The organism is Altericroceibacterium endophyticum, assembly GCF_009827595.1.
In the GTDB taxonomy this organism is placed as follows: domain Bacteria; phylum Pseudomonadota; class Alphaproteobacteria; order Sphingomonadales; family Sphingomonadaceae; genus Altericroceibacterium; species Altericroceibacterium endophyticum.
Genome location: NZ_WTYT01000004.1, coordinates 260,595 through 281,373, shown reverse-complemented (window position 1 = coordinate 281,373; position 20,779 = coordinate 260,595). Strand labels below are relative to the sequence as shown.

General features: G+C 59.2%; 16 protein-coding genes. 4 read left to right on the top strand and 12 right to left on the bottom strand.

From position 1 onward, the window contains the following. Position 1: 1 nt before the first annotated feature. The 6 genes from GRI91_RS10485 to GRI91_RS10460 form a co-directional block, all read right to left on the bottom strand. Positions 2 to 1,288, bottom strand: a complete 1,287-nt coding sequence (locus GRI91_RS10485) for a cation:proton antiporter (protein ID WP_160736621.1) — start codon at positions 1,286 to 1,288, stop codon at positions 2 to 4. 39 nt (positions 1,289 to 1,327) lie between these two features. Continuing rightward, positions 1,328 to 2,158 (bottom strand): NAD(P)-dependent oxidoreductase, encoded by an 831-nt coding sequence (locus GRI91_RS10480; RefSeq protein ID WP_202385554.1) that lies wholly within the window; start codon positions 2,156 to 2,158, stop codon positions 1,328 to 1,330. 16 nt (positions 2,159 to 2,174) lie between these two features. Then, entirely contained in the window at positions 2,175 to 3,491 is a 1,317-nt protein-coding gene (locus tag GRI91_RS10475) for a spinster family MFS transporter (protein ID WP_160736619.1), read from the bottom strand. A 69-nt stretch (positions 3,492 to 3,560) separates the two neighbouring features. Next, positions 3,561 to 5,675, bottom strand: coding sequence for a malate synthase G (locus GRI91_RS10470; protein ID WP_160736618.1), 2,115 nt, complete (start codon positions 5,673 to 5,675; stop codon positions 3,561 to 3,563). Between the two features lie 3 nt (positions 5,676 to 5,678). After that, entirely contained in the window at positions 5,679 to 6,101 is a 423-nt protein-coding gene (locus tag GRI91_RS10465) for a GlcG/HbpS family heme-binding protein (RefSeq protein ID WP_160736617.1), read from the bottom strand. A gap of 119 nt (positions 6,102 to 6,220) precedes the next feature. Further along, entirely contained in the window at positions 6,221 to 8,038 is a 1,818-nt protein-coding gene (locus GRI91_RS10460; protein ID WP_160736616.1) for a diguanylate cyclase, read from the bottom strand. 194 nt (positions 8,039 to 8,232) lie between these two features. Here GRI91_RS10460 and GRI91_RS10455 point away from each other — a divergent pair, with 194 nt between their 5' ends. Then, on the top strand, positions 8,233 to 9,255 hold the full coding sequence (locus GRI91_RS10455; RefSeq protein WP_337190358.1) for a 2-oxoadipate dioxygenase/decarboxylase family protein: 1,023 nt from the start codon (positions 8,233 to 8,235) through the stop codon (positions 9,253 to 9,255). A 67-nt stretch (positions 9,256 to 9,322) separates the two neighbouring features. Here the strand turns inward: GRI91_RS10455 and GRI91_RS10450 are convergent, their stop codons facing one another. Then, on the bottom strand, positions 9,323 to 11,059 hold the full coding sequence (locus GRI91_RS10450) for a M61 family metallopeptidase (RefSeq protein WP_237437792.1): 1,737 nt from the start codon (positions 11,057 to 11,059) through the stop codon (positions 9,323 to 9,325). Between the two features lie 113 nt (positions 11,060 to 11,172). Continuing rightward, on the bottom strand, positions 11,173 to 11,661 hold the full coding sequence (locus GRI91_RS10445) for an Lrp/AsnC ligand binding domain-containing protein (RefSeq protein ID WP_160736614.1): 489 nt from the start codon (positions 11,659 to 11,661) through the stop codon (positions 11,173 to 11,175). A 156-nt stretch (positions 11,662 to 11,817) separates the two neighbouring features. On the opposite strand from GRI91_RS10445, the gene GRI91_RS10440 reads away from it, so the two are divergent. Then, positions 11,818 to 12,768: a DMT family transporter gene (locus GRI91_RS10440; RefSeq protein ID WP_160736613.1), complete on the top strand. Its 951-nt coding sequence runs from the start codon at positions 11,818 to 11,820 to the stop codon at positions 12,766 to 12,768. An 18-nt stretch (positions 12,769 to 12,786) separates the two neighbouring features. On the opposite strand, the gene GRI91_RS10435 is transcribed toward GRI91_RS10440, so the two are convergent. Beyond that, positions 12,787 to 13,260, bottom strand: coding sequence for an Lrp/AsnC family transcriptional regulator (locus GRI91_RS10435; protein ID WP_160736612.1), 474 nt, complete (start codon positions 13,258 to 13,260; stop codon positions 12,787 to 12,789). Positions 13,261 to 13,381: 121 nt separating this feature from the next. On the opposite strand from GRI91_RS10435, the gene GRI91_RS10430 reads away from it, so the two are divergent. Both GRI91_RS10430 and GRI91_RS10425 read left to right on the top strand, forming a co-directional pair. Further along, positions 13,382 to 14,347, top strand: a complete 966-nt coding sequence (locus GRI91_RS10430) for an ornithine cyclodeaminase family protein (protein ID WP_160736611.1) — start codon at positions 13,382 to 13,384, stop codon at positions 14,345 to 14,347. Further along, positions 14,344 to 16,437: an amidohydrolase family protein gene (locus tag GRI91_RS10425; RefSeq protein WP_160736610.1), complete on the top strand. Its 2,094-nt coding sequence runs from the start codon at positions 14,344 to 14,346 to the stop codon at positions 16,435 to 16,437. The genes GRI91_RS10430 and GRI91_RS10425 overlap by 4 nt, the downstream gene beginning before the upstream one ends. 325 nt (positions 16,438 to 16,762) lie before the next feature. Here the strand turns inward: GRI91_RS10425 and GRI91_RS10420 are convergent, their stop codons facing one another. Genes GRI91_RS10420 through GRI91_RS10410 form a run of 3 tightly spaced genes read right to left on the bottom strand, consistent with a single transcriptional unit; the run spans position 16,763 to position 20,750 of the window. Next, positions 16,763 to 18,070 (bottom strand): APC family permease, encoded by a 1,308-nt coding sequence (locus GRI91_RS10420; protein WP_160736609.1) that lies wholly within the window; start codon positions 18,068 to 18,070, stop codon positions 16,763 to 16,765. 2 nt (positions 18,071 to 18,072) lie between these two features. Continuing rightward, positions 18,073 to 19,533 (bottom strand): S10 family peptidase, encoded by a 1,461-nt coding sequence (locus GRI91_RS10415; RefSeq protein ID WP_160736608.1) that lies wholly within the window; start codon positions 19,531 to 19,533, stop codon positions 18,073 to 18,075. A 14-nt stretch (positions 19,534 to 19,547) separates the two neighbouring features. Continuing rightward, positions 19,548 to 20,750, bottom strand: coding sequence for a pyridoxal phosphate-dependent aminotransferase (locus GRI91_RS10410; protein ID WP_160736607.1), 1,203 nt, complete (start codon positions 20,748 to 20,750; stop codon positions 19,548 to 19,550). Between the last annotated feature and the right edge of the window lie 29 nt (positions 20,751 to 20,779).

The following is a 20,779-nucleotide window of genomic DNA, read 5'->3' as shown; positions in this document are numbered from 1 at the left end:
TCTAATGCAGGGTTGGCGGCACTTCTGACGGATCGGGGCGGGTAAGGAAACGGTCCAGCGTGGCGCGCTGGACCAGCACGGAAAACAGCACCGCGCCAAATGTGGCCGCCAGGATCAAATCGCGCGTGGTCCCGGCGGGCAGCGAGAGCGCGAGCGCGATGGATATGCCGCCGCGCAATCCGCCCCACCACAGAACCTTGCGCGCGCCCTCCGCCTTGGGTTCGGCGCTGGGCACCAGGCGGGTGGAGGCGGAGATGGCCAGCGCGCGGGAAATCAGGGCCACCGGAATAGCCAGCAAGGCGACCGAGAAATGCGGCCCGCCGGGGACCAGCGCGATCATTTCCAGCCCGATCAGCAGGAACAGCGCGGAATTGAGCAGATCATCGATCAATTCCCAGAATTTGATCACATAGTCGCGGGTGATGTCGCTCATCGCATAGGTCACACCGTAATTGCCGATCAACAACCCGGCCACCGCCATGGCCAGCGGTCCGGAAACGTGGAGCGAGGAACTCAGCGCATAGCCGCCCATGACCACCGCCAGGGTAATCAGCACTTCCAGGCTGTAATCATCCATGCTGCGCATTGCCCGGAAGCCCAGCCAGCCGCAGAGGAGCCCCACGGCAATCCCGCCGCCTGCCTCCAGCGCGAAGAGCCTTGCGCCTTCTGTGAAAGAGAAGTCCTGCCCTGTAATCGCCGCGCCCAGCAAAATTGTGAAAATGACGATACCCACGCCGTCATTGAACAGGCTTTCCCCCGCGACAGTTGCCTGCAGCGCCTCATCAACCTGCTTTTCCTTGAGTACGCCCAAAACGGAGACGGGGTCGGTCGGGGAAATCAGTGCGCCGAATACGAAGTACCAGATCGGAGCGATGCCGAGTCCGGCCACCATGCCAAGGCCCCAGCCGATCACTCCGATCAGCGCGGTGGAAACGATGACGCCCACGGTCGATAGCAGCAATACGGGCAGCCAATCCGCCCGTAACCGGTCGAGCGGAACATGCAATGCGCCCGCAAAGAGCAGGAAGCTGAGCATGCCGTTGAGCAGCGTGTTGGTGAAATTGAGACTGGAGAGAAAATTCGCGACCGTATCGTCCAGGGTGATACCGGGCACGAACGCATTGACCAGCAGCAGGCCAGCCGATGCAAGGGCCCCCATCACGGTCAGCCCGATGACATGCGGCAGTTTGAGGAAATGATGGTTGAACCAGCCGAGCAGGGCCGAGGCAACCACTACCCCTGCGGCCATGTCGAATGAAGTCAGTCCCTCGCTACCGCCCGCATGCATGTGCTCAATTTCCCTCTGAACGGCCGGTGATGGACCGTATCATTTCAAAAGCTGCTCCAGTGCAGCGAGTTCCACGCCATCTTCATGCGCAGCGGCACGATCGGTAAAGAATTCTGCCAGACCTTCCCAGATTTTTGCGGCAGCCGGGTCATCTTTGCTGAGAAAAGAACTGATCTCGGCCATTTCCCCATCCCAGCGATAGGCCTTGGGGTACATTTGCGGAATGGTGCGGCGTGAACTTTCCAGCAGATGTTGCTGCGAAATGCCGAATTCCTTGCGTAAATCAGGGCCCGCGCCGTGCCGCTCCGCCGCCAGCAGCAGTGCGGTGGTGAGTCCGATAATGCCCTTATTGATGCCGCCATAACACATTTTCAGCGCGCTGGCCGCGCCGATCGGACCATCCAGAACGCGCACATCCAGGCCGTAATCGCCCAGCTTTGCCAGATGCCCGGCTTCGCCGCCCGAAACATAAAGGCGCGGGCCATCATAATCGGCGCGGGGCGGGGCACCAATGATCCCGCCATCCACCATAGCGCCGCCCATCCCAGAAATGCGCGCGGCGAGGTCCTTCGCCGTTTCAGGCGCGATTGCATTGGCATCGCAAAACAGCGGGGCATTCGGGCCGGATAGAAGCGGAGTGAGCCGGTCGGCCACTTCTCCGGCCTCCACCGGGGGGATGATAGAGAGGATCAGCTCGGCTTCTGCCAGAGCCTCCAACGGCACATCCTCCATTCCTGCCTGCGCGGCACGCTGGCGGCTGGCTTCACTGCGTCTGTCCAGATTGGTCAGCACGCGGCAGTCATTTTCGCTGAGTCTTGCAGCGATGCCCGAGCCCATGGCGCCGGCGCCGATGATTGCGATGGTGGTCATATTCGTCGCCTTTCCTTCAATCGCCGCGCGCTTCGGCGGCATCCACTGCGCTACCATAGGGGCGCAAAGCCACCCATGCGAGCACCAGTCCCACCGGACCGAGCACGGCTGCGGTGGTCGCCATGGAAAAGCCGAGATTGGCGGTTCCATAAAGATTGTCTGAAAGCAGGGCGATCACCAATGGGCCGAGGCCGTAACCAAGCACATTGAAGATCGCGATATAGATCGCTGTTACCGTGCCCCGCATCCGCCCCGGCGTAATCGCCTGCACAGCGGCATTGGCGGGGCCTGCGCCCAGTGAGCCGAGGAAGAGCGAGAGGCCAACCGCAGCATAGGCCATCCAAGCTTGCGGCAGAAGCGGATACAAAACGGCCACCGGGATCAGCGGAATGGTGACGTAAAACACCATCCGCATATTCGCATCCCTGTATCCCGCTGCGGCCATCCGATTGGCGAGATAGCCACCCAGGATCAGCCCGATGGGGGAGACGATGAGCGAAATGATCCCGAGGATCGGCCCGGGCGCGCCGGGTGCATAGCCAAACTGCCGTTCAAAAAAGGCGGGGGACCAGACAGCGGTGCCGAAGCTCAGCATTGCCTTGACCCCATTGGCGATGAACATCGGCGCATAGGTGCCGCGAAAACTGCCGATAAAGCGCATCGTGGCAAGAAAACTGGGCGTCTGCGCCCCGGCGCTTTCGCGGCGGGGTGGCTCGGGCACGGTGGCCAGCAGCACCAATGCCCAGAGGACACCGGGCAGGCCAACGATCAGGAAGGTCATCTGCCAAGGCCGCAGCGTGCCGATCAGCGGAAATGTTTGCGGGCCGATATCGGTCAGCCAGGTGATCAGCCAGCCGCCGATCAGCAGCGCCAGACCGCTGCCCGCCACGGTGCCGATGCCGATCACCGAAATCGGCTGGGCCAGCTTATCGCGTGGAAACATATCCGATGTCATGGAGTAGGTAGCCGGGGCATTGCAGCTTTCGCCCACACCCACGCCCATGCGGGCCAGCGTCAATTGCCAGAAATTGCTGGCAAGCCCGCAACAGGCGGTCATCAGGCTCCAGAAGGCTATGCCGAAACCGATGATCCATTTGCGCGGGCCGCGATCGACCAGCCGCGCCACCGGAATGCCGGCGAGGACATAGAACAGCACGAAAGCGAAGCCGACCAGCAGGCTGATCTGGGTGTCCGACAGACCAAGATCGGCCTTGATCGGCGTGACCAGCAGCGTCAGCAATTGCCGGTCAAGATAATTGAACATCAGCGCGACGGTAAACACCGCAACCGCCCACCAGCTGCGTGCTGGTGATAATCCATTATAGGCTGGCATACTTCTCTCCCCACCCGCCAGTCTTGCGCGTTGGCGGGTGGGGAGCAAGTGTAATTTGCTACGTAATTGTCACGCAGGCTGTTGGCGGCGTGCTTTTACTTCGGCGCGGAAGCGGTGCAGCAGCGGTTCGGTATAGCCATTGGGCTGCTCGGCAGCCTCCATCACCAAGGCGCGCGCTGCCTGAAAGGCCAGACTGTCCTGCGGTGCCTCGGCCATCGGGCGATAGGAGGGATCATTGGCATTCTGCGCATCGACCTTGGCCGCCATGCGCAGCAGCGCGGCATCCACATCTGCTTCGGTGCAAATTCCGTGGAGCAGCCAATTACCAAGTGACTGGGCAGAAATCCGCAGGGTGGCGCGATCTTCCATCAGGCCGATATCGTTGATGTCGGGAACCTTGGAACAGCCGATTCCCTGATCGACCCAGCGCACCACATAGCCCAGAATGCCTTGCGCATTATTGTCGAGCTCGCGCGTGATATCATCCGGCGCGAAATTGCGGCCCGTGGCCAGCGGTACGGTCAGCAAGTCCTCCAGCGATGCAATCGCCTCATGCGCGCGTTCTTCCTGCCGTTCACTGACATTGATCTGGTGATAATGCGTGGCATGCAGCACCGCAGCAGTGGGGGAGGGGACCCAGGCCGTGTTGGCGCCGCTCATCGGGTGCCCGCTTTTTTGCTCAAGCATGTCGGCCATCCGGTCCGGCGCGGCCCACATGCCCTTGCCGATCTGCGCTTTGCCGCGAAAGCCGCAGGCAAGGCCAATCTGGACATTGCGATCTTCATAGGCCTTGATCCAGGGGGTGTTTTTCATCTCTCCCTTGGGCACCATGGGGCCAGCCTGCATCGATGTGTGAATTTCATCACCCGTCCGATCAAGGAAACCGGTGTTGATGAAGAAGATCCGGTCCTTCACCTCGGCAATGCAGGCGGCCAGATTGGCCGATGTGCGGCGTTCTTCGTCCATCACGCCGACCTTGATCGTGTGGCGGGGCAGATCCAGCAGATCTTCGACCGCATCGAACAACCGGTTGGTGAAGGCGGCTTCTTCCGGACCGTGCATCTTGGGTTTAACGATATAGATCGAGCCTGTCCGGCTGTTATGGATCGCCCCTTCATGTTTCAGATCATGGCTGGCGATCAGACTGGTCACGACGGCGTCCAGAATGCCTTCAAACCCGTGCTGGCCATCGGGCATGGTGATCGCCGGGGTGCGCATCAGATGCCCGACATTGCGGACCAGCAACAAGCTGCGCCCATGCAGGGTCAGGGTGCCGCCATCGGGCGTGTTGTAGATACGGTCCGCTTCCAGCCGGCGCGTGATTGTCCGCCCGCCTTTGTCGAACACCGCCTCCAGATCGCCCTTCATCAGGCCCAGCCAATTGGCATAGCTTGCCTGTTTGTCGGCCCCGTCCACCGCAGCCACCGAATCTTCCAGATCGACGATGGTGGAAAGCGCCGCTTCCAGCTCAATATCCGCGATATGGGCCGGATCGTTCCGGCCGATCGGGTGGGTGTCATCGATCACCACTTCGATATGCAGGCCATGGTGGCGCAGCAGCCAATTGCCATCACGCCGCCCCACGAGCTGCGTGGGATCGGCCAGTTCCGGCGTCCCGCCTGCAAAATCGGTCCAACTGCCGGATTTGAGCGGGACGGCATTATCCAGAAACTGTTTGGCCCAACTGATCACCCGCGCGCCGCGCTGCGGATCGTAGTCGGCACCAGCGGGCAAATCGCCCAGCGCGTCGGTGCCGTAAAGCGCATCATACAGACTGCCCCAGCGGGCATTGGCGGCATTCAGCAGAAAGCGCGCATTGAGAACAGGGACCACCAGTTGCGGCCCGGCCAGTTCGGCAATCTCCGCATCCACATGGGTGGGGGCGATGGTGAAGGGGGCGGGCTCCTCCACCAAATAGCCTATGTCCTTCAGGAAGGCGTGATAATCGGGGCCAAATGGCGCCTCATGCTCGGCCTCGCCATGCCATTGATCGATCCGTTGCTGCAACTCGTCACGGCGTGCCAGCAGGCGTTCATTCTCAGGTGCAAAGCGGCCATAGATATCGGCCAGTCCCTGCCAGAATCGTTCGGCCTCCAGCCCGCTATCGGGCAGCGCATCCGCTTCGATGAAACGGACAAGTTCGGGCGCAATGCGCAGGCCCGCGCGTTCAGTCTGCTGTGTCATGGCTCAGTTCTTTGCCTTGAGCCCGGCGGATTCGATACCAGCCAATGCGCAGCTTTCATCATTGTCGGATGTGTCGCCGGTCACGCCTACAGCACCCAGCAGCGTGCCGTTACCATCCGTGATCAGCACGCCGCCAGCGGCGGGAATAACGCCATGGCGGGAGATCGGGCCGAGCGAGGCAATGAAACTGGGGCGATCCGCCGCCATATCGCCCACCGTCCGGGATGATACGCCCAGTGCCAGTGCGCCGCCAGCTTTGCCCATCGCGATTTGCGGACGCATCGCGGAAGAATGGTCGCTCCGCGCAAAGGCGACCAGGTCGCCGCCAGCATCCAGCACCGCCACAGTCAGTGGCTTCAGCCCTAGCGCTTTCCCTTTTTCAAGTGTTGCACCAACAATGCGATTGGCGTGTTCCAGGCTGATCATATCCGCTCTCTCCATCATGGCCGAGGCTTGGGTGCCTCAAAGTTTTTCTGCCAAAGATAATCGTGGCAGAAGTGACAAGAGTAGAGGGCAAAATCAACTATTGGCTTTCAAAGCAATATTCAGGCGGCTGATCCTGTTCGGCGCGTGCGCCGGTTCTCGGCTATTTCCACACGGTTGCGGCCCAGCGATTTGGCTCGCAGCAGCGCGGTATCCGCCAGCGGGACCAGACCTTCAAAGGAAGAGTGAAGCGGGCTGTTGGCAATCCCGATCGAAATGCTGATCGATCCCAGACTGTGCCCATTAAAGGACAAGGTGAGGTCCTCTATCCTGGTGCGAACTTCCTCGGCCCGTTCGATTGCTGTTGGCAGATCTGTGCCAGGCAGCATCATCAGGAATTCTTCGCCGCCATAGCGGAAAGACAAATCGCTCTTGCGCGTGGCGTCGCGCAGAACGGCGCCCACTTCCCGCAATACGGCATCCCCGGCATCATGCCCGAACGTGTCATTGATGCGTTTGAAGTGATCCACATCGGCCATCAGGACCGATATGGGTTCATCATTGTGGCCGCCGCGGCCAAGCTGTTTCTGCAGTACCAGATCGAGCTGGCGGCGATTGGCCAGCCCGGTGAGGGAATCTGCCATGGCCATTTCCCGCAAATCCTCACGCAGTTTCAGATTTGCCAGCGCCAGACCGATATTTTCGGCGAGCATGGCCAGAAGATGACCCTGCTGCGCACAATCGTCAGATAAATCCTCGAGACCTTCCAGATAGAGCAGGCCAATGACCTCTCGCTGTCCAATCAGTGGCAGGCATATCGTATCGGGCGTTTCACCCTCTGCGATATCCAGATGAGGGCATGGCACATCGACATTTTCCGAGCTGGGGTGATGGGGCATCCCCCGGCGGAGAGCCCAACATGCCAGTGTTGAGAATTCATGGGTGGAATATTTCGGGGCCTCCCACTGACAGGTTTCCACCATAACATTCCGATTTCGGTCCAGCAGATAGAGGCGTCCTGCAAGGCCCATTGCCACGCGCGGCACGAAGCGGCGAATGATGTCCACCACGTCGGCCACGTTGTCCGACCCCTGCATCCGCTGGGTCATGCGCGAAATCAGCTCACGACTGGTACGGTCACGGTCACGTTCCTGTTCCAGTCGCTGGCGTTCCAGCGCGTTCTCACGGAACAGGGTGACGGCGTGCGCCATATCGCCGATTTCGTCAATTTGAGGGATTTCCAGCGGTTGGGACGAATAATCCTGCCGCGTCATGCGCCGCAGGACATCGGACAGTTTCACGACCGGGTGCAGCACGCGTCGTTTGAAGACGAAGTAGAGCACGCACAGGAAAAGCAGGGCTGTTACACCGACGGCGATTTCTGAAATGATGCGCCAAAAACGGGCAGTACGTTCCGTGTCGCGAACCAGCTCTCTGGTTCGCTGATCGACATTGTCTGCAAACCGTTCCGCCACGGCACGCAGTCTGTCCAGTTCGCGCTCATATTCGGGGCCGAACAGCCATTGGCGGGCTTCATCAAGATCGCCTTCCTGATAGGCTGAAATGGCCTCCGCCTGTTCATCCTGCAGGGCATCGGCAAGGTTGAACGCCTCGGTCAATATCCGTCGCTCATCCGCAGTGGTGCCTTTTGCGGCAGTGCTCCCGAGCCGGTCTTCGGCTGGTTTCAGATTTTCCAGCTCGGCGCGATACATGGTGAGATAGGCGGGGTCTCCGGTGCTGACATATTCGCGTGCTCGGTTGGTCAGCATGTAGACTTCATCTGTTAAGACGTGGTTCGCCTGCTCAAGGTCATGACGCGTCTCTCTGGCTGTCCTTTCCTCCCGCTGCGCGCTGGATGCACACAGCATGGCGGTACCCGACACGATGGTGAGCGCCACGGTGATACCATATGCCCAATTTGTGATGACCTCGAGGCGCACTTATATCGCTTCCTTCGTTTGCGCGGTGCCCGTCAGGGACACGGAATTTATGTGAAGTTGCATCCTGAGTTTACTACCTAATGGTTAACCAAGAGCTACCTTCCCTTTCGGAAGAGGGGTTCCATCGCGCCTGGTGCATCATTATCTGGACAGGTGCAGTATCGGTTGAAACCAAATAGAGATTGGAGCTGAATGTGAGAGCTGACATGGATGGGACGGGAACGGCGTTGCTGCGTGCGGTGCTGGGCGATCGCACAGAAGGTGCGCTGAATATGCTCGAACTGGGCCCGCGCCTGCAGGCGGAAACGGATGACCATGTCGATCGCCACATGCTGGCCATGGCGCTCAACATCGCCTTGTTTGATGATCTTCTGACACGGGTTCCCAGTGGGTCGGAATATGTCTCGGAACGGCTTGAACGCGGTGAGCGCATTGTTTTCGATCACGGCGCTCTGCGGACGATACGCTTTCCGGAAGGGCCTACCGGGGCGCTCCCGGCAGGTGAAGCGGCCTTTACCCGTATTCTGAAACCATTGGGCTATGAATTATCCGGTACCTATCCGCTGCCCCGTCTGAAAATGACTGGGCGCTCTTATGCCTTCGCCGATGCACCGGAAGAATTGCCGCAGTTCTTCGTCAGTGAGCTGCATGTGGAAGAGTTTAGCGAAACGTTCGCTGCCGCCGCACACCGCGTTTTTGACAGCAGCCAAGACCCGCTTTCGGAAGAAGTGGTTCAGGCATTGGCTGAGTTGGAGGAGGGCAAGACGCTGACCTTGCCCCGCGCGCAAAGAGTGCTCGTCGATTGCCTGGCAGCCTTTGACCGCCAGCATTCGGAGCCCACAATCAGCGATTATGAGATTCTGCGCGAGGAATCGGGCGAAGCGGCATGGATCGCGACCGAAGGCAATGCCTTCAACCACGCGACTGACCGGGTAGAAGATGTCGAAGCTTTGTCGGAGGCGGAGCGGGAAGCAGGTCGACCGATCAAGGATAGAGTAGAAGTTTCCGCTTCTGGCCGGGTGCGCCAGACAGCGCACCGCGCGGCACAGATCCGCCGCATTTTCGTGAATGATTCCGGCCGCAAGGAAGAGCTGAACGTGCCAGGTTCTTTCTATGAATTTATCACGCGTGATGTCGATCCGGAAAGCGGCAAGCTGGATCTGGGTTTTGACAGTGGCAATGCCACCGGCATTTTTGCCATGACGCGATCAAGCTGAAGCTTTAGTCCAGAAAATGACCCGGCCGGCGCGTTGAGGGGACAAAATACCGGCCGGGTCAACCACATTACTGCGAAGGGGCGACACTCCTGGCACCCGTATCGTTGCAATATGGAACCTGTTCCCATTGATAGGCATCGACCCATTCCCCGCGGGGGAGATAGGTGACGTCCAGCTCCTTCTCCCCGCGGCGCAGCTTGAGTGTCACCATGGCTTCCTGATCACCCTGCAGTGAATCCGTGGGGAAGCTGTTCAGCACCTTGTCGCCATTGCGCAGGCCCGCTGCCGCGGCATTGGATGCCGGATCGAGCCCTTCGATTACGCGGTCTTCCGAGGCCAGCAAGGCAGGCTCGAAGCCCAGGTCGAAACGCTGCAATTTCTTGGTCACACGCGTGAAGCACCTGCCAAACGCGTCAGAGGGTGGCACTTGTACCGCCCCGTTCAGCATCGCGTCGAAATCATCCAGTTCCTGCTGGCCCAGCATTTCGAACAGCCAGGCCTTCCACAAGGCCATATCCATCGGTTCGCCATCCCGGCGCGCGGCGAGCATGTTCCGTACGATATAATCGAGCGAATATTGACCCTGCGTTTTGGCGCGGATCTGGGCATCCAGCTTGGCGAAATAGAGCGAGCCGCGATCATAGGGCAAAGTGCGGATACGGGTATCCAGCCAGAAGCCGGCGGGCACTTCGCTATTGGGCGTATCGATCAACGCATTGGTGTAATAACGCCCGGCAGTAGAATTGAGATCATCGAGGAAATCCTCGGCTGAAATCAATCCGGCGTGATAGGGCAGCAGGCGCTGATAATGCACGGCGAGGCCTTCACCGAACCATGATTTGGCCAGTCCGCCGGCCTGATCCATCGACCCGTCCAGCGAATTGACCCAGGCATGCAGCATTTCATGCGCCAGCAATCCGCGCAGATCCTGCTGGCTCAGATCCTTGCTGAAGGTAAAGGCAAAACTATGGGTGAGGCCTATCCCGCTACCGGGATTGAGCGTGTTGGTGCGGCCGAACACGCCGAAGACCGGTGGCTTATAGCCGAAGAAATCGCCGTAATATTGCTGCAACCGGTCGGTCCAGTTCATCAGCTCTTCAGCCGGGAAGCCGAATTCACCCTGCCAAACCGAGAAGAACCGGCCATCGGCGGACTGATGCAGGCCGGGTTTTCCGCCCATGAAATAGGCGCGGTGGAGATCGCCCGTGGCATAGGGTTCTTGCGTGGTCAGATCGCCTACGCCGAAACTGCTGGCGCCCCGTGCGTCGGCGCCGATGGCGTCCAACTGCCAATCAACATCCACGATCCGCTGCCGATCATCCTCGGGCAGCAGCAGAAAGGCATTGCCCGCGCCTGAGAACGTGCTGTCCTGCGTGCGCAATTCATAGGCCGGACGGGCGATCAGGGGCCGGTGGGGATCAATCGGCACATCATAGCTTACCTGCACAGTGCCGGAGACCGCGCGATCGGTTGACCAGCGCCGTTCGACATTGGCGTCATCGCGTATGTCATCATGGGCGGTCAGCATTATCGGTCCGCTGGCGTCACTGGCGGAAAGCCCGGTCAGGCGATCAGCCGCTGTCGACACCGTGCTGGCCATTACCGGCAAATGCAGCAGCGCATCCCCTGCATCTGCCTCAACCGCATCGATGGTCAATGCCACATGAACATTGCGCACAGCGCCTTCATTATCGACTGCCGCAGGCGTCAGCTCGATTGCGAATTGCGCAGCATCCTGCGCAGCGGCCACGGCTGGAGACGCCATGATCGTGGTAGCAAGCAGAATATTCAGCGACTTTCGCATAGGATCTCCTGATCGCACGTTCGGTTGAGTGCAGCGGGAAGGCGGTATTGTAGCCTGGCTAGAAGCGCATATTGGTTTCTATTTAGCCGCCTTCGGATTGTTGTGCGCATGATCTATCCAATGCGCCGGGAATCTTGGATTTTCTTTAAGGGCAATTGGGTTGTGTTTTTTAGATCTTCCAGCACGATGCTGGAGCGGGCCGTGCGGATCTGGCGCATTTGCAGGATGTCCTGCGACATGACGCGATTGAAGGCGCGGAGGTCGCTTGTCACGATCTTCAGCAGAATATCTGCTTCCCCGGTCAGTGCCTGACATTGAACCACTTCCTCCAGCCCGGCAATGCGCTCATGAAACTCGACCAGCCATTCGGGATCATGCGAGGATAGCGTGATCAGCACATAGGCGCTGACAGACAGACCCAGCTTTTCAGCATCCAGCACAGCGGCGACGCGGCGGATTAGACCTGCTTTGCGTAATTGCTGCATCCGCCGCGAACATTGCGAGGGGGAGAGGGCGACATGCTCGCTCATTTCCACCGGTCCCATATCGCCGCTTTGCTGCAACTGCTCGAGAATGCGGCAATCATAGTTGTCGAGTTCCACCAAATGCGCTCCGTAGCCTGTTATGTATAATATCGTGCATGAATGGGTGTATAAATGCACGATAATTGTATGCTGTGTGGGTTTGGCGCGCAATACGCACGCACCGTGCGCCGCTGACAGGATAGAAGGAGGTTACCTTTTTTCTTCGGGGTGACCATGTCCGATACAATACGATTGCGTCTGTCTGCCCAGTCCCTCTCTGCGCAGGATGCCAAACCAAAACGCGATGGCTTGTGGCAGCGGCCCTATCTGCTGCTGTCACTGGCAACTTTGCTGTGGGCCAGCAATTTCGTCGTCGGTCGGGCCATTCCGGACAGTCTGGTGCCTGTCAGTCTGTCTTTCTGGCGCTGGGTTCTGGCTTTGCCGATCGCACTGCCTTTTGCATGGCCGCATTTGCGCCGCGATTGGTCAACCATCCGCCGGCGGCTGCCTATTCTGCTGCTGCTCGCCGGCGCGGGCGTGGGGGGCAGCAATACGCTGGCCTATCTGGGTTTGCGGACCACGCCGGCAACGGTGGCTTTGTTGATCCAGTCGGCGATTCCGGTGGCGATCCTTGCCTTTGGCTTTCTGATGTTTCGCGACCGCCCGGAAAAGGCGCAAATCGCGGCAATGGCCTTTGCCTGCGCCGGTGTTTTGCTCGTCATTCAGGGACAGGCCCCGGCAGGTTCCGGGGCTGGTCAGACTGGCTTTGGCAGTGTGTTGATCGTCGGGGCGATGCTGGCGCAGGCTTTTTATGCAACAATCCTGCGCCGTGCGCCTGCCATTCATCCGGTCAGTCTGCTGTTCACGACCTTCGCTCTCGCAGCTTTGTTGCTGCTGCCTTTCCAGCTCGCCTTTGGCACATCGCTTCCGCTTGACGATGCCAAGGGAATGGAAGCGCTGATTTATCTCGCCACCGGCCCATCAATCCTGGCCTTCTTTGTCTTCAACCGCGGCGTGGCATTGATCGGCTCGGGCAAAGCGGGGATTTTCTTCTATCTGATGCCGGTGTTCGGAACGTTGCTGGCGGTGCCGATCCTGGGTGAAAGCATCGGCATGGCCGGTCTGGCGGGTTTTGCTCTGGTCGGCATTGGTTTTGCGCTGACACGGCTGAAAACGAAGGACTGATGCCTGATTCGCTGCGCGTCAAAGGTCGGGCAGCGGGATCTGGTGGGTGTTCTTCATTTCCGACAGGGTGGCGGTGGAGCGGACATCTTCCACTCCCGGCAGGCGGAGCAGCGTGCGGAAGGTGAAGTTCTGATACCAGACAATATTCGCGGCCAGTACTTTCAGCATGACGTCCATTTCACCGAACAGTGTGTAGGCCTCGGTAATCTCGGGAATATCTTCAATCGCGCGGATGAATTTCTCGCGCTCCTCGTCATTCAGCCGTGCCATTTTGAGCTGGGCGAAGATGTACATGCTTTCGCCGAATTTTTCGCGATTGAGCACCGCGACCTGGCTTTTGACATAGCCTTCATCCCGTAGCCGCTGAATACGCCGCCAGCAGGGCGACTGGGAAAGGCCGACCCGCTCGGCAATTTCGCTGGAGGATTCCGAGGCATCGATTTGCAATCGGCCAAGGATTTTGAGATCGAGACGGTCGAGATCGGCGGACATAATTATGCTTCCAATTTGCGGATGTGTAACAAGTTAATGCTTTAAATTACGAGTTTTTGTGAAATTGAGCAAGGATTACTCGTAAATAGGGATTATGATGGGGTGAAAAGCAGGAGTATTTATGCGCCGGGATGAGCTGAAAATTTTCGATTCCGAAGCGGTCGCCAGTGGACTCGATTATCCGGGGTGCATCCGTATTGTGAGTGAAGCGATGCAGGCACTGTCTGCAGGCCGCACGAAACAGCTGCTGCGCACGATGATCCATATGGGTGAGGGGCGCACCTTTGCCCAAATGCCCGGTGCTTTGGCCGATGACGACATGTTCGGTGCAAAGATGATCAGCGTGTTTCCTGATCCTGCGCGGCCGGGATCGCGCCGCCACCGCGGGGTGGTGATGCTGTTCGAACCGGATGAAGGCCGTCCGGTGTGCATCGCCGATGCCGAGGAAATAACCCATATTCGCACCGCCGCCGCGACGGCTGTTGGCACTGACGCATTGGCACGGCCCGATGCCAAGACACTGTTGCTGGTAGGCACGGGCGGACAGGTTCGCACCCATTTGCAGGCCCTGCCGCTGGTGCGCGATTTTGATCGTATCCTTATCTGGGGGCGCCATCCTGAAAAGGCGCAGGCCATTGCCGATGAGGAAGGCGCGCGCGTAGCCGTGCCAATCGCAGTGGCGTATGATCTGCAGACGGCCTGCGGCGAAGCGGATGTTATCTGCACGTTGACCGGAGCGAAAGAGCCGCTGGTCTTTGGCGATTGGATCCGCCCCGGTACGCATGTCAATCTGGTCGGATCATCCGGCCCCGGCCCGGTGGAAGTCGATACGCCGCTGGTCGCCAAATCCCGCTTCATCGCCGATAGCCGCGCCTCAGCGCTGGATGCCGCGGCCGAATTTCTTGTCGCCAGGGAAGCCGGCGCCGTGAGTGATGACCACATCGTCGCAGAAATTGGTGAAGTGTTGCTGGGGCAGATTGAAGGCCGCCGGACAGCAGAAGAAATCACCATTTACAAATCGCTTGGCCATGCCGTTCAGGATCTGGCCGCCACCGCCCATCTTTACCGGAGTGCACCCGAACAATGACTCGTTTCTGGCCGCGTACAAGTCTTGCCCTGTCCACTGCGCTGGCAGCGGTTTCGCCCGCTATGGCCGCCAGCGATCATCTGGTGGTGATTGCCAATGGAGAACAGGTTGGCGCTCTGGATGCCGATCAGGATGGCAACACCGTCACTATTCATTACGATGTGAAGGACAATGGCCGCGGGCCGACGATTGATGAACGCATCGTACTGGACGATCGCGGCCTGCCGCAAAGCTGGAACGTGGATGGCACCGGACTGTTCGGCAATGAAGTGGCCGAACGGTTCACCATTCAGGGCAATCAGGCAAGCTGGCAGGATGCCACCGGATCGCAGACCAGAACGCTGGATGATCCGATGCTCTATATTTCGCAGGATGGCAGCCCCTGGTCGCTCGGCCTCTATGCACGGGCCTTGCTGGCGGATGCTGACCACCGCATCGAGGCTTTGCCGGGCGGTGAGTTGGCGCTGGAAGAAATGGAACCCGTGACGCTGGGCAAAGGCGCCGATGCGGAGCGGTTCAATGCCTATCTGATCAAGGGACTGGGGCTGACGCCGTCGATGATCCTGCTGGATTCGGATGGCCGGTTCTTCTCCACCCTTTCGCCATTCGGTGCGGTGATCCGCAAGGGCTATGAAGATGCTGTGCCCAAGCTGACAGCTCTGGCAACAGAACGCACGAGTGAACGGTTTGAGACAATCCAATCTGCTGTGGCGCATCATTACGATACTCCGGTGCGGATCAGGAATGTGCGGATTTTTGATCCCGTGTCCAAGAGTTTGGGCGATCCGGTTTCGCTCGTCTTTTTTGAAGACAGCATTGCCTCCATCGAACCGTTGGACAGCCCCGCCACGCCGGGTGAGGTTCTGGTGGAGGGGGACGGGCGCACCGTCCTGCCCGGTCTGCATGACATGCACGCCCATTTGTCGCTGCAATCATCGCTGCTCTATATTGCCAGCGGCGTGACCTCGGTCCGCGATATGGGCAATGACAATCGTTTCCTGCTCGATTTGCAGCGGCGAATTCGCGCCGGTGAAGTGGCCGGGCCACGTATCGTGCGCAACGGTTTCCTCGAAGGTCGCAGTGATTATAGCGCGCGTACCGGGATCGTGGTCGATAGCGAAGAGGCGGCAGTGGACGCCGTGCGCTGGTATGCCGCCCGCGGATATTGGCAGATCAAGATCTACAATTCGATGAATCCTGACTGGGTGCCCGCCATCACCAGGGAAGCCAAGAAGCTGGGCCTCGGAGTAACCGGGCATATTCCCGCCTTCACCAATGCGGATAATATGATTGCGGCTGGCTATGACGAAATCACCCATGCCAACCAGCTGATGCTGGGCTGGGTATTGGCGCCGGATGAGGATACGCGCACCCCGCTGCGCCTCACTGCCATGCGGCGGATGGCCACGCTTGATCTGGATGCCCCGCGCGTGGCCAAAACGCTCGATACGATGGTGACGAAAGATATCGCGCTTGATCCGACAGCGGTTACGCTGGAGCTGCTGATGCTGAGCCATGATGGCATGGCCAGCCCGGCAGTGGCGGATTATATCGACCACCTGCCGGTTGGCCTGCAGCGCCGCCGTCATCAGGGGATCGCATCCTTTGAGGGGCCGGAAGATTACGCACGCTATGTCGGCGGCTTCGACACAGTAAAGAAGCTTCTCAAGCGGATGCATGACCGTGGGCTGACGCTGCTGCCGGGGACGGATGACCAGACTGGTTTGTCGGTCCACCGCGAATTGCAGATCTATGCCGAAGCGGGTATTCCGCGCGGCGATGTGCTGGCCATCGGCACATTGGGGCCGGAAATTTATATGGGCCGTGATCAGCGACTGGGGACGGTGGAAAAAGGCAAGCTGGCCGATTTCATCCTGATCGACGGCAACCCGCTGGAGGATATGAGCGATCTGCACAAGATCGCGATGGTGGTGAAGGGCGGGACTGTCTATTTCCCAAGCGACATCTGGGATGCGGTAGGCGTGCAGCCTTTCGCGGCACCGCCGGCGATCACCTTGCCGGAAACCACCGATGATGAGCCGGTGGAAATGCCCCATAGTCACGATGTGGCGGAAGAATATCTCTACTGATCAGCGGTGATTTCAGTCTTGGCGTGAAAGCAGCTCGGAAGCCCGGTAATCACCCGGCGTCCGAGCTGCTTCCATAATGTGAACCCACTGCCGGAGTATGGTCTTATAAAGCCGGTATTAGGGCAGCTTTATCGCGTTGATGCCCTCGATCGGCCTTCTGTCTTTCAGCTACCGTCGCTGTCGATTGACAGTCCGGGATCGAGCCGACGCGCAGTCGCTCGAAGAATGACCTCCGGTGACAGCAATCAGCCGATCACCACATTCTCACGCAGTTGGTCACGGCGCGGTCGGATGAAGAAGATTGTGTGGGGCGGCGCTGTCGCGGTCAGTGTTTGCGGCGGGTCGCCCAGTAATAGACAGCGCCGACGCAACCCCAGCCAATCAGCAAGGCGTAGGGGCGCCAGTCGGCTTCTATCCCGATAAAGATCAACCCGGCAGCGCACACAGCGCCGGTATAGGCAAATGTCAGCATCACCGGGCGGGAAGGGCGGAAGTGAGCGCTCTGGTAAAGTTCGGGGTGATGGTTCGTCACCCGTGCAGCGGCCACACAAATGCTGCCATATTTTACCAGATTGGGGATGTTCACGGCCAGAAACAGGAAGGTCAGCTCCATCGGCAGCAACAAGCCGACACAGCCAATGCCAAACACAGTGAGCAGGGCAATATGCGGCACATTCCAGCGTGGGTGGATACGGGCCAGCGGGGCTGGCAAAACGCCAGCCTCTGCCATGGCGAACAGGCTCCGGCTGAACAGGGTGAAGATCGCATTCAGACTGGTGCCAATGGCCACCACTGCCGCACCGACGATAACAGGTTTGGCCAATGGTCCCATGAATTGCTGGGCCGCGTCCAGAATGGGCGCTTCGCTGCTGCCCAGCTGATCCGCGCCCAGAATGCCCAGCGCCACCAGGCCCACGGCGCCATAGAGCAATGTCGCCGAACCGATAGCGAGCGCAATGCCCAGTGGGATTGTCCGGCGGCTGTTGGAAACTTCTGCGCCAGCCTCAGTCGCGGCTTCGATCCCGAAGAACAGGCCCATAAGCAGCGGCGCAGCGGTGAGGACACCGGACATGCCATGCGGGAATAAAGGGGTAAGCGCCTGCGGTTGGAAAGCGGTGTTCCCGCCCCAGATGACGAAAATGGCAAACAGTACGATCAGAAAGCCCATCATCAGCGTCTGTGCACGCGCAGCGACCGATACGCCGAACAGATTGGCCAGCAGCGACAGCACCAGAATACCAAACATGGTTGGCTTGGTCGGAAGGGGCATGACCATCGAGACATAGCGCACCAGCACCAGCGCCAGCACCACCATCGCCCCCATATTGGCGATGATCCGCATCCACGCGATGAAGAAGCCGAGCGTCGGGTGAAGAAAGCGTGATGGCCAGACGAAGCTGGCGCCCGATACCGGGACGGCAGACCCCAGAAAGGCGTAGCTGACCGCGATCAGATACATGGGCAAAGCCGCCACCAGGACGGATAGCAACATCCCGGGCCCGGCCAATTGCGTTGCCGGGGCAATAGCGGAAAAGATCGACACGCCCACCGCAGTACCAAGGCCGAGCGAAATGACGCCCCACAAATTGATCCCGCGTTTTAGCTGGCCATCCGCTGTAGGGGAAACGCTCATTCCTAATTATCCTGTGAAATGAAGCGACGCAGATCGACCATGAGCTTTGCCCAGCTGACATCATCGGAATAGGCTACATGGCCCGCCGGATAGACATTCAGCGAATAACGATCCTGCGCGATATCCGATTGTGCGATCAGATAATCTGCCGCGCCGATCGTGGTCGTCAGATCATACATTCCCGACCCGACAAACAGGCGCAGGTCCGGGTTACGCTCCATGGCATCTTCGATGATGGTCATGAACGGCCAGTCATTGAACGGGCTGTCGCCGCTGCCATAGGACCAGCTGCCTTCCATCTGGTTGAGCACTTTATAGTCTGCGGTATTGGGGAGGCCGAGATCATTGGCGAGGTAGCGCTTCATCGCCTCACCATAAAGGTTTGAAACTGCCGAGAACGGATCGGGACCGTATAATAGTCCGGCATCGTCGGGCAGCCGCTCTGTATACCGCGCATCATAACGGCCTGTGACAAGCCCGCGATCCTGCAGCAGGGCCACGCGGAAGCGTTCCTTAGAAATACGCAGATCATGGGTCAGGAAATAATCGGCAGAAATGCCGGTGAATTCCGCCAGTTTTTCTGCCACAGCCCGTTTTTCTGCCGTTGGAACATCGCGGCCCTGATACAGTGCGTGCAGGTATTCTTCCGCGAAATCCGATACTTCCTGTGCGATCTCTTCCGGCTTGCAAGGCTGCGTAATCACCCCGTGATAGCAGGCGATAGCCGCCTGACTGGGCAGAGACACCGGATAGGTCACGATATTATCGGGGCGCTGAGACGTTTCGATCATATTGAGCGCCTGCCCCAGCAGGATCACCCCCTGCAGGCGGGCGGGTGCGTCCATTTCATGGAGTGTTGCGACCATCTCGGTTGCCCGGATGGTGCCGTAACTTTCGCCCAGAATGTAAATCGGTGCATTCTTGCGGTCATGGTCCGCCAGCCATTGGGTCACCAGCTGACTGGCGGCTTCGGCATCGCCATGCGTGGACATGTAGAAATCGCGGTCGGCATTGTCGGCAATGTTGGAAAAGCCCGTGCCCGGCGGGTCGATGAAGACCAGATCGGCAAGATCGAGCAGCGTGTTGTTATTTGCGGTGATTTTTGCCTGAGCAGGCAAAGGCGTCTGCGGGTCCTGCGGCACTTCGGCCCGGACGGGTGCGAGAGCGCCCATATGCAGGAAGCTTGAGGATGCGCCGGGCCCGCCGTTGAAAATGAACAGGACCGGGCGATCCGCGCCATCGTCCTTCGCGACATAGGAAATGTAACCCGCGCTGCCATCCACATGACCGGGGCTGCTCTCAATTCCGACCAGTCCGGCTTCGGTTGTGACGGACAAGGCGGTGCCATGGCTTTCGACGCGGTTTTCACGAGTGGCGAGCACCTCACCGGGCGCGGCCAGTGCGGGACAGGCCGTTGCTGCCAGGACGAAAGCGGAAAGGCAGAGGCGAGGAAGGACAGGCATGGAGAAGCCCCTTGTCAGGATTGATTGGACGCCAGATGCTGCGATTTACGCGGGCTGGCGGCATTATCGTCGCGCCAGTTTAACAAACCGTCGGTGAAAGTCTGCAAGCCGTAATCAAGCTTTGCCGGGGCCAGGCCAATGCCCAGCCGGACATGGCCCGCACGGCCGAAATATTCGCCCGGTGCCACGACGACGCTGCCGCGATTGGCAAGCCATTCGGAAAAGCCCAGCGTGTCTTCTATTCCGGCCAGACGCGGAAAAGCGATACAACCATATTCGGGTGGCTTGCCGAGCACGAGGCCTTCTTTCAGCCAAAAATCCCAATAGGAATCGAAGATTGGCCGGGCGTGCGCCAGAATATCCGTCGTGTAGGCCATGAAGCGGTCCTGATGATCAAGCACCAGTGCCGCCATGGCGTGGGCGAGGTTTGAAATACCGAATTCGACCTCGTCATTCAGAGCGCGAATGGGCGCCAGAACGTCAGCGTTGGCGACGATCCAGCCGCAGCGAAGCGTGCTGAGGCCGAAAATCTTGGTGAGCGAATTGATCGAGATGATCCGCGGTGAAACGCGCATACCCGCCATCGCACCGATCGAATGGCTGGAATAAGGACCATAGACCTCATCCACCACCACCAGAATTCCGTGCCGTTCGGCAATATCGGCGATGTCCTTCAAAACCTCATTTGTGACCTCCATGCCGGAGGGATTATGCAGGTTGGAAAGAACGATCAGCTTGGTTTTTGGGTGAATCCGGCGCTCGATTTCCTGCGGATCGATATGGAAGTCGGTCCCGCAGCGTTCAAACCGATCCACGTGCAGACTTTCAACACCCGCCAGAGCATGAAAAATATCAAAGCACGGGTTTTCGATCAGCACATGATCGCCGGGCGAACATAGCGCGCGATAGATAAGGGAAAGCGCACCAGTGGCGCCGGTGGTGCAGAGGATCTGATCGGCGGTAACATCATAGCTCTTGGCCAGATGGTCCACCACATAAGGATTCCCGCTGGCAAATGCGCTGGTGTAACGCGATGTCAGATCGCCGCCGAACCCTTCGGCTACCAGTTCCTGCACCATCGTTACCGGTTCGGGGATGGAACTTTCGAACAGGCTGACCAGCAGATTGCCGTCGGAGCGTACCCGGCGGATCACAGTGCGGATCCACTGGGCATAGGACCCGAGAGCCTTGGTCTGATTACTATGGCCTGAGGTCATGGAGAGGGCCGATCCTTGCATGGCGTCAC

Bases quoted from the DNA above. Each gene is read 5' to 3' on its own strand.
- GRI91_RS10485 (WP_160736621.1), bottom strand. From the start codon at position 1,288: ATGCATGCGGGCGGTAGCGAGGGACTGACTTCATTCGACATGGCCGCA.
- GRI91_RS10480 (WP_202385554.1), bottom strand. From the start codon at position 2,158: ATGACCACCATCGCAATCATCGGCGCCGGCGCCATGGGCTCGGGCATC.
- GRI91_RS10475 (WP_160736619.1), bottom strand. From the start codon at position 3,491: ATGCCAGCCTATAATGGATTATCACCAGCACGCAGCTGGTGGGCGGTT.
- GRI91_RS10470 (WP_160736618.1), bottom strand. From the start codon at position 5,675: ATGACACAGCAGACTGAACGCGCGGGCCTGCGCATTGCGCCCGAACTT.
- GRI91_RS10465 (WP_160736617.1), bottom strand. From the start codon at position 6,101: ATGATCAGCCTGGAACACGCCAATCGCATTGTTGGTGCAACACTTGAA.
- GRI91_RS10450 (WP_237437792.1), bottom strand. From the start codon at position 11,059: ATGCGAAAGTCGCTGAATATTCTGCTTGCTACCACGATCATGGCGTCT.
- GRI91_RS10440 (WP_160736613.1), top strand. From the start codon at position 11,818: ATGTCCGATACAATACGATTGCGTCTGTCTGCCCAGTCCCTCTCTGCG.
- GRI91_RS10435 (WP_160736612.1), bottom strand. From the start codon at position 13,260: ATGTCCGCCGATCTCGACCGTCTCGATCTCAAAATCCTTGGCCGATTG.
- GRI91_RS10430 (WP_160736611.1), top strand. From the start codon at position 13,382: ATGCGCCGGGATGAGCTGAAAATTTTCGATTCCGAAGCGGTCGCCAGT.
- GRI91_RS10425 (WP_160736610.1), top strand. From the start codon at position 14,344: ATGACTCGTTTCTGGCCGCGTACAAGTCTTGCCCTGTCCACTGCGCTG.
- GRI91_RS10420 (WP_160736609.1), bottom strand. From the start codon at position 18,070: ATGAGCGTTTCCCCTACAGCGGATGGCCAGCTAAAACGCGGGATCAAT.
- GRI91_RS10415 (WP_160736608.1), bottom strand. From the start codon at position 19,533: ATGCCTGTCCTTCCTCGCCTCTGCCTTTCCGCTTTCGTCCTGGCAGCA.
- GRI91_RS10410 (WP_160736607.1), bottom strand. From the start codon at position 20,750: ATGACCTCAGGCCATAGTAATCAGACCAAGGCTCTCGGGTCCTATGCC.